Here is an 8,349-nt window from a genome sequence, read left to right on the forward strand (position 1 = left end):
CGCGGCCGTGTTGCCCGCCTCGTCCTCCGCGCTCAGCGTGAACGGCGTGCCCGGGGCGGTGTCCCACGGGAGCGCGAGCAGCGCGATGCGCGTGCCGCGCTCGGCAGGGCCCCACGCGAAGCTCGGGAGCGCGAGCGTGCCGGCCGTCAGCGTCGAGCGCGAGGCGCCCGTCACGCGGAAGGCGACGAGCCCGCTCCCGCCGGGCGCGACGTACCGCGTCGCGGCGAGGAGCTCGATCTTCGGGGGCGTCATATCCACGGTGACCGGATAGGCGGCGACGGCGCGGTCGTCCACGCGGAGCGGACGCCAGAAGTCGTCGCGTGCCCACACCTCCAGGGTGGCGGCGCCCTCGCGGAGCCCCAGCGACGCGCTCTCGATCGTCAGGGGAAGCTCGACGCGCCGCCCGAACGCGCCCTCCTGCCGGGTCACGGTCGTGGACTTCATGTCCTGCACGACGCGGACCTCGACGCGCGCGACGTTCCCGCGGCGCGCCTCCAGCGTGATCTTGAGCGTCGTCTTCTGGCCGATGAAGCGCGGCGCGGGCGTGAGCGACTGGACGCCCGGCACCGACTGGCGCCACGCGAGGTAGGACACCGAGCCGACGACGGCGAGCAGGAGGGCGAGGATCAGGAGGACGCCGAGCTTCACGCGGGACGCGGGAGGCACGGAACAAAATGATACCACGTCGCGTGCTTGACACCCCTGGGCGCCCTTCGTAGCATGACGCGGTGTCCACCGTCTGGCTGATTCCCGCCCTTCCGTTCGCGGGCGCGCTCCTGAACATTCTCCTCGGTAAGCTGATCGCGCGACGCGCTCACTGGATCGCCGTGCCCGCGGTGGGCGGCGCGTTCCTCGCGTCGTGCGTCGTGTTCGCGCGCGCGTGGAACGGCGGGACCATCACGCACACGCTCTTCACCTGGATCGTCGCGGGCAACTTCGAGGCGTCGGTCGCCGCGTACGTGGATCCGCTGACGGGTGTCATGCTGCTCGTGGTCACGGGCGTCGGCGCGCTGATCCACCTCTACTCCGTCGGCTACATGCACGACGATCCCGGGTACGCGCGTTACTTCGGCTACCTGAACCTGTTCGTCTTCTCCATGGTGATGCTCGTGCTCGCGGGCAACTTCCTCCTCCTCTACCTCTTCTGGGAGGCGGTCGGTCTCTGCTCGTATCTCCTGATCGGGTTCTGGTACACGCGCCCCGCGGCCGCGCAGGCGGGGAAGAAGGCGTTCATCGTGAATCGGGTGGGCGACTTCGGCTTCGGCCTCGGCATCATGTGGCTCTGGAACGCCGTCGGCACGCTGGACTACCAGGCCGTCTTCAAGAGCGCGGAGACGCTGCCGACCGCGACCGCGACGGGGATCGCGCTGCTCCTGTTCATGGGCGCGTGCGGCAAGTCGGCGCAGCTCCCGCTCCACACGTGGCTCCCGGACGCGATGGAGGGGCCGACGCCGGTGTCCGCGCTGATCCACGCGGCGACGATGGTGACGGCGGGCGTCTACATGGTCGCGCGGAGCCACGCGCTGTTCGAGCGCTCGGGCACGGCGCTCGAGGTGGTCGCCTGGGTCGGCACCGCGACCGCGGTCTTCGCCGCGACGATCGGCCTCATCCAGCCCGACATCAAGCGGGTGCTGGCCTACTCGACGGTGAGCCAGCTCGGCTACATGTTCGCGGCGGTGGGCGTCGGCGCATACGCCGCGGGCATCTTCCACCTCGTCGCGCACGCCTTCTTCAAGGCGCTCCTCTTCCTCGGCGCGGGCAGCGTCATCCACGGCACGGGCGGCGAGCAGGATCTCAGGAAGATGGGCGGGCTCTCCTCGCGGATGGTGACGACGACGATCACGACGACGGTGGGCGGGCTCGGGCTCGCCGGGGTCCCGGGGCTCGTCGGCTTCTTCTCGAAGGATGAGATCCTGATCGCGGCCTTCCACGCCAACCGCTGGATGTGGGCGCTCCTGCTGCTGGGGGCGTTCCTCACGGCGTTCTACACCGCGCGCCTGCTCCTCCTCGCGTTCTACAGCGCGCCGCGCATGTCCAAGGAGGCCGCGCACCACGTGCACGAGTCGCCGCCGGTGATGACGCTGCCCCTCTGGACGCTGGCGCTGCTCACGGTCGCGGCGGGGCTCGCCGTCGGGATCCCTTCCGAGCAGGGCACCCGCTTCGCCCGCTTCCTGGCGCCCGTGTTCCCGCTCCACGAGGAGGCGCACAGCGGCTTCGTCGCCTACATGCTCCTGATCCTCGCGGTGGTCGTCGTCGCGGCGGGGATCACCCTCGCGTGGTTCATGTACATGTCCACGCCGGTGCGCGCGGAGGCGATCGCCCGCCCGCGGACGCCGCTCCACGCGCTGCTGCTGAACGCGTGGTACGTGGACCGGCTGTACGACGCGGTCATCGTGCGCCCGCTCCTGGCGCTGTTCGGGTTCCTCGCGCGCGCCGTCGACCTCGGCGTCGTCGACGGCGCCGTGAACGGCATCGGCCGCGTCGTCGTCGGCTGGGCCGGGTCGCTCCGGCGGGTCCAGACGGGTTACGTGGTGAACTACGCGCTCACGATGCTGGCCGGCGCCGTCCTCGTCCTCGCGTTCCTGCTCAGCCGCTAGATGGGGTTCTTGCTGTCGGCGGTCACGTTCCTTCCGGCCCTCGGCGGCCTCGCGCTGGTCTTCGTCCCACGGCGCCGCGCGGACGTCCTCAAGACGGCGGCGCTCCTGATCGCGATCCTCGCGTTCGCGCTCTCGGTCCCGCTCTATCTCGACTTCGACGGCGCCTCGGCGGCCTTCCAGTTCGAGGAGCGGCGGCCGTGGATGCCGACGCTCGGCGTCTCCTACCACGTCGGCATCGACGGGATCAGCCTCCTCCTCGTCCTGCTCACGACGTTCCTCATGCCCCTCGCGCTCGCCTCGGCCTGGCACGCGATCGAGGACCGACTGAAGGAGTTCGTGATCACGATGCTGGTCCTCGAGACCGGGATGCTCGGCGTCTTCGTGAGCCTGGACCTCTTCCTCTTCTACGTCTTCTGGGAGGCCATGCTGATCCCGATGTACTTCGTCATCGGCGTCTGGGGCGGGCCGAACCGCATCTACGCCGCGGTGAAGTTCGTGCTCTACACGCTGGCGGGCTCGCTCCTCATGCTGGTGGCCATCCTGGCCCTCTACCACGGGCACGGCGCGGCGACCGGCGCCTACACCTTCGACGTCCCGACGCTCGCGCGCTGGGTGATCGCGCCCGGTCTCGCGCAGAACCTCATGTTCCTCGCCTTCGCGCTCGCGTTCGCGATCAAGGTGCCGCTCTTTCCATTCCACACGTGGCTGCCCGACGCCCACGTCGAGGCGCCGACGGCCGGGAGCGTCATCCTGGCCGGCGTGTTGCTGAAGATGGGGACCTACGGGTTCCTGCGCTTCTGCCTGCCGCTGTTTCCCGACGCGAGCCTCACCTTCGGCCCGCTCGTCTTCGCGCTGGCCGTCATCGGCATCGTCTACGGCGCCTGGGTGTCCACCGTCCAGCCCGACGTGAAGAAGCTCGTCGCCTACTCGAGCGTCAGCCACCTCGGCTTCGTGATGCTCGGGATCTTCACGCTCACCCCGCAGGGGCTCGTCGGCGGCGTCATCCAGATGGTGAACCACGGGCTCTCGACGGGCGCGCTCTTCCTCATGGTCGGCATGCTCTACGAGCGGCGCCACACCCGCCTGATCGACGACTTCGGCGGCCTCTGGAAGGTGGTGCCGGCCTTCTCGGCGATCTTCATGGTCGTGGTGCTCTCGTCGCTCGGCCTCCCCGGCCTCAACGGGTTCGTCGGCGAGTTCCTGATCCTCGTCGGCGCCTTCGGCGTGAGCCCCTGGCTCACCGCGATCGCGACGACCGGCATCGTCTTCGCGGCCGTCTATCTGCTCTGGATGTACCAGCGCATGATCTTCGGCGAGGTGACCCACGCGGAGAACCGCGCCCTGGCCGACCTGTCGCTCCGCGAGTGGGCGGTGGTCGTGCCGGTCGTGGTCTTCATCGTCTGGATCGGCGTCTACCCGACGGCGTTCACGGGCAAGACCGGGGCGACGGTCGACGCGCTGATCGCCCAGGTCCAGGCGAAGAGCGGAGCCCCGCGCGCCGCGCTCGGGCCGCCCGAGGTCGCGGCGAGCTCGCGGACCCCGCGCCAATGACCATCGCGATCCCGCCGGTGGCGCTCGGTCCCCTCGCGCCGACGCTGATCGTGCTCGGCGCCGCCGGGCTCGTGCTCCTGCTCGACCTCCTGCCGCGCGCGGTCGGGCGCGAGCTGCTCGCGACGGTCGCCCTCGCCGGCGTGGTCGGCGCGCTCCTGGCGACGCTCGCGCGCTGGGGGACGGCGATGCGCGGGTTCCACGACATGGTCGTGCTCGACGACTTCGCGCGGTTCGCCGACGTCGTGATCTGCTACGCGGCGGCGCTGGTCGTGCTGCTCTCGATCGACTATCTCCGGCGGAGCACGCCCGAGACGGGCGAGTACTACGCCCTCGTCCTGTTCTCGACCGCCGGGATGACCCTGCTCGCCGCGGGCGCCGATCTCGTCGTCCTGTTCCTGGCGCTCGAGCTCATGTCGCTGTCGCTCTACGTCCTGGCGGGGCTCTTCAAGCGCGAGCTCGCGTCGTCCGAGGCCTCGATGAAGTATTTCATCCTCGGCGCCTTCGCCTCGTCGTTCCTGCTCTACGGCATCGCGCTGATCTACGGCGCCACCGGGACGACGAACCTCGACCGGATCGCGTCGGTGACGGCCGGCCGACCCCACGACCCGCTCGTCGTCATCGGGCTCGGCCTCCTGCTCGTCGGCTTCGGGTTCAAGATCTCCTCGGTGCCGTTCCACATGTGGGCGCCCGACGTGTACCAGGGCGCGCCGACGAGCGTGACGGCGCTCATCGCGACCGGCTCGAAGGCGGCGGCGTTCGCGGCGCTGATCCGCGTCCTGGTCACGGCCCTCCGCGGGTCCCAGCCGGAGTGGACCGCGCTGCTCTGGATCGTCGCCGTGGTCACGATGACCGTCGGCAACGTCGCGGCGATCGCGCAGTCGAACCTGAAGCGCCTCCTCGCGTACTCCTCGGTCGCCCACGTCGGCTACATGCTCATCGGCGTCGTCGCCGGCGGGAGCGCCGGCGGGGGCGCGGTGCTCTTCTACCTCCTCACGTACGCGTTCACGACGGCGGGCGCGTTCGGCGTCATCACGCTGTGCGAGCGGGCCCGCGCCGAGGCGGTCGAGGTGGGCGACTACGCGGGGCTCGCGCGGCGCCACCCGATACTGGCCGCGGCGCTGGCCCTCTTCCTGCTGTCGCTCGTCGGCATCCCGCCGCTCGCCGGCTTCGTCGGCAAGTTCTATCTGTTCGGCGCCGCCGTCCGCGCGGGCTACCTCTGGCTCGCGGTCCTCGGCGTGCTGAACTCCGCGATCGCCGCGTACTACTACCTGCGCGTGGTCGTCTTCATGTACATGCGCGAGCCCGACGGCGCCGGGGTGACGCTCGTGCCGTCGTTCGCCGGCGGCCTCGCGCTGGCGGTCGCCCTGGTCGGCATCGTGCTGCTCGGTGTGCTGCCGGCGCCGTTCGCGGATCTCGCCCAGGCCGCCGTCGCCCCGCTCCTGCGCTGAGCCGCGCGGGATGACGACGAGGGCCGGGGCCGGCGTCGTCGACGCGTGAGCATCCGCCTCCCGCACCGCGGCTGGCTCGTCGACCTCGACGGGACCGTCTACCGGGGCGAGGCGCTGGTGCCCGGCGCCGACGCCGCGATCGCTGCGCTCCGGCGCGCGGGCCGCCGTGTCGCCTTCCTCTCAAACAAGCCGCTCGCCACGCGCGACGACTATGCCGCGAAGCTCACGCGCCTCGGCATCGCCGCCGCGGCCGATGACGTGATCAACTCCTCGCTCGTCCTCGCGCGCCACCTGGCGCGCCTCGACGCGCGCGCGCCGATCTTCGTCATCGGCGAGCCGCCGCTCCTCGCGGAGCTCCGCGCCCACGGCTTCGAGGTCCGCGCGGACCACCGCGTGCGGTGGGTGGTGATCGCCTTCGACCGGACGTTCGACTACGCGAAGCTCGACACCGCGCTGCAGGCGGTGCGCGGCGGCGCGCGCCTGATCGCGACCAACCCCGACCGGACGTGCCCGACCGAGGACGGGGAGATCCCGGACTGTGCGGGGATGATCGCCGCCGTGGAGGCGGTGACGGGCCGGACGGTCGAGATCGTCGTCGGGAAGCCGTCGCCGATCATCCTCGGGGTCGCGCTCGAGCGGCTCGGCGTGACCGCCGCCGACTGCGTGATCGTCGGCGACCGGATCGAGACGGACATCGCGATGGGCAAGCGCGGCGGCCTCGCGACCGTGCTCGTCCTCAGCGGCGTCACGCGCGCGCACGACCCGCGCATCGCCGAAACGGGTCCCGACCTCGTGCTAGGATCGATCGGAGAGCTCGTGGAGTCCTCGCGCCAATGACCTCGACCCGGGCGCTCGTCGACGGCGACTTCGACGTCGTCATCATCGGCGGCGGCATGGCCGGCGCCGGCTGCGCGCGCGACCTGGCGCTCCGCGGCCTGTCGGTGGCCCTCGTCGAGAAGGGCGACTTCGCCTCGGGCACGACCGCGTACTCGTCGAAGCTGATCCACGGCGGGCTCCGCTACCTCGAGCTGTTCGACTTCGGCCTCGTGCGCGAGTCGCTGCGCGAGCGCGAGACGCTCGGCCGTCTCGCGCCGCACCTGGTCCGGCCGCTGCCGTTCCTCGTGCCGATCTACCGCGACTCCTCGCGGAGCCTCGTGAAGGTGCGGATCGGCCTCACGCTCTACGACTGGCTCACGCCGGGGCGGAACCGCGAGCGCTACCGGGTGCTCCGGCCCGTGGACACGCTGACGCTCGAGCCCGCGATCCGCGCGCGGGATCTGCGCGGCGCCGGCTACTACTTCGACGACCTGCTCGTGTACCCGGAGCGCCTGTGCCTCGAGAATGTGCTCTCGGCGTGCCGGCACGGGGCGCGCGCCTTCAACTACGCGCTCGTGGAGGAGGTGCTGCGCGACACCCGCGGCGCTGTCGCGGGCGTGAAGGTGCGGGACCTCCTCACGGACCGCGTCGTGCGGCTCGGCGCCCGGATCGTCGTCAACGCGACCGGGCCGTGGGCGGACGAGCTCCGCGCGCTCGGCGGCGTCACCGAGCGCGGCCGGCGCGTGCTGCGCCGGACGAAGGGGATCCACTGCCTGACGCCGCGCCTGACCGACCGCGCGATCTACCACTCGACCGGGGACGACCGGATGATCTTCGTGATCCCGTGGCGGGACTTCTCGCTCGTCGGCACGACCGACACCGACTTCGACGGCGACCTCGACCGCGTCCACGCGACCCGCGACGAGGTGAGCTACCTCCTCGGCGAGGTGCGGAAGGTGCTGCCCGACCCGCGCGCGACGTTCGAGCACGTCGTCTACACCTACGCGGGCGTGCGCCCGCTCTCGTTCGAGGAGGGCAAGCGCGAGTCGGAGGTCTCGCGCGCCCACACGGTTGTCCCCGAGGAGGACGGGCGCTTCCTCACGATCACGGGGACGAAGCTGACCTGTTTCCGGAGCCTCGCGGCCAGGCTCGGCGAGCGGGTCGTCCGCACGCTCGGCCGCGGCGGGCCGGGGGGCACCGACCGGCTCACGCTGGACGGGCTGGACGAGGAGGCGGGGCGCGTCGAGGCGCGCGCGTGGCTCGACGTCGGGCCGGAGCTCGCCGCCTCCGGCCTCGCGCGCGAGACGCTGGAGACGCTCGTGACCCTCTACGGGCGCGCGTACCCGCGGGTCATCGACCTCTCGGGGAAGGTGCCCGGCGGCGCCGACCGCCTCTGCCCGACGAACCCCGACATCGTCGCGCAGCTCCACCTCGCCGTGCAGGAGGAGCTGGCGGTCTCGCTCCAGGACTTCCTGCTCCGGCGCACGGGCATCGGGACGAGCCGGTGCCAGGGCGGGGACTGCGCCGAGGCGATCGGCCGGCGCATGGGCCAGCTGCTCGGCTGGACGCCGCGGCGCCTCGCGGCCGAGCTCGAGGCCCTCCGCGCGCACGTCGCGCGCTCGCACAGGTTCCGGGCGTCGTAAGCGCGCCGTGGGCGTGTGCTATAGTGCGGCGCACCTGGCGCGTCACTCACACCCGCGATTGACCATGGAGGTCCGCATGAAGCGGTGGGCCGGCATCGTCGTCGTTCTGACCGCGATGGTCCTGCTCGCGTCGCCCGCGCCGTCCCAGGCGAGGACCGAGATCCACTTCTGGCACGCGATGGGCGGGCAGCTCGGCGAGGCGGTCAACGAGCTCGTGAAGCAATTCAACCAGAGCCAGTCCGATTACGAGGTGAAGCCCCTCAACAAGGGGACCTACCCCGAGGTCCTCACCGG

The 8,349-nt window shown here is 71.5% G+C and carries 7 protein-coding genes; 6 read left to right on the top strand and 1 reads right to left on the bottom strand.

Features of this window, described 5'->3' with window-relative positions; genetic code table 11:
- Nucleotides 1-666 (bottom strand): hypothetical protein (locus VKG64_19970; GenBank protein HKB27318.1); only part of this gene is annotated, 666 nt, incomplete at its 3' end.
- A 62-nt stretch (nt 667-728) separates the two neighbouring features.
- Here VKG64_19970 and nuoL point away from each other — a divergent pair.
- The 6 genes from nuoL to VKG64_20000 form a co-directional block, all read left to right on the top strand.
- Entirely contained in the window at nt 729-2,597 is a 1,869-nt protein-coding gene (gene nuoL / locus VKG64_19975) for an NADH-quinone oxidoreductase subunit L (protein ID HKB27319.1), read from the top strand.
- A complete protein-coding gene (locus VKG64_19980) occupies nt 2,598-4,148 on the top strand; it encodes an NADH-quinone oxidoreductase subunit M (GenBank protein HKB27320.1) in 1,551 nt (516 codons plus the stop codon).
- On the top strand, nt 4,145-5,596 hold the full coding sequence (locus tag VKG64_19985; GenBank protein HKB27321.1) for an NADH-quinone oxidoreductase subunit N: 1,452 nt from the start codon (nt 4,145-4,147) through the stop codon (nt 5,594-5,596). Before VKG64_19980 ends, VKG64_19985 begins: the two co-directional genes overlap by 4 nt.
- 45 nt (nt 5,597-5,641) lie before the next feature.
- Nucleotides 5,642-6,433 carry an HAD-IIA family hydrolase gene (locus VKG64_19990; GenBank protein HKB27322.1) on the top strand — a complete coding sequence of 264 codons (792 nt, stop codon included), beginning with the start codon at nt 5,642-5,644 and terminating at the stop codon, nt 6,431-6,433.
- Nucleotides 6,430-8,055, top strand: coding sequence for a glycerol-3-phosphate dehydrogenase/oxidase (locus tag VKG64_19995; GenBank protein HKB27323.1), 1,626 nt, complete (start codon nt 6,430-6,432; stop codon nt 8,053-8,055). Before VKG64_19990 ends, VKG64_19995 begins: the two co-directional genes overlap by 4 nt.
- A 76-nt stretch (nt 8,056-8,131) precedes the next feature.
- A partial coding sequence (locus VKG64_20000) for a sn-glycerol-3-phosphate ABC transporter substrate-binding protein (GenBank protein HKB27324.1) occupies nt 8,132-8,349 on the top strand: 218 nt, incomplete at its 3' end.

The sequence above is a fragment of the Candidatus Methylomirabilota bacterium genome (assembly GCA_035260325.1).
In the GTDB taxonomy this organism is placed as follows: Bacteria; Methylomirabilota; Methylomirabilia; order Rokubacteriales; family CSP1-6; genus AR19.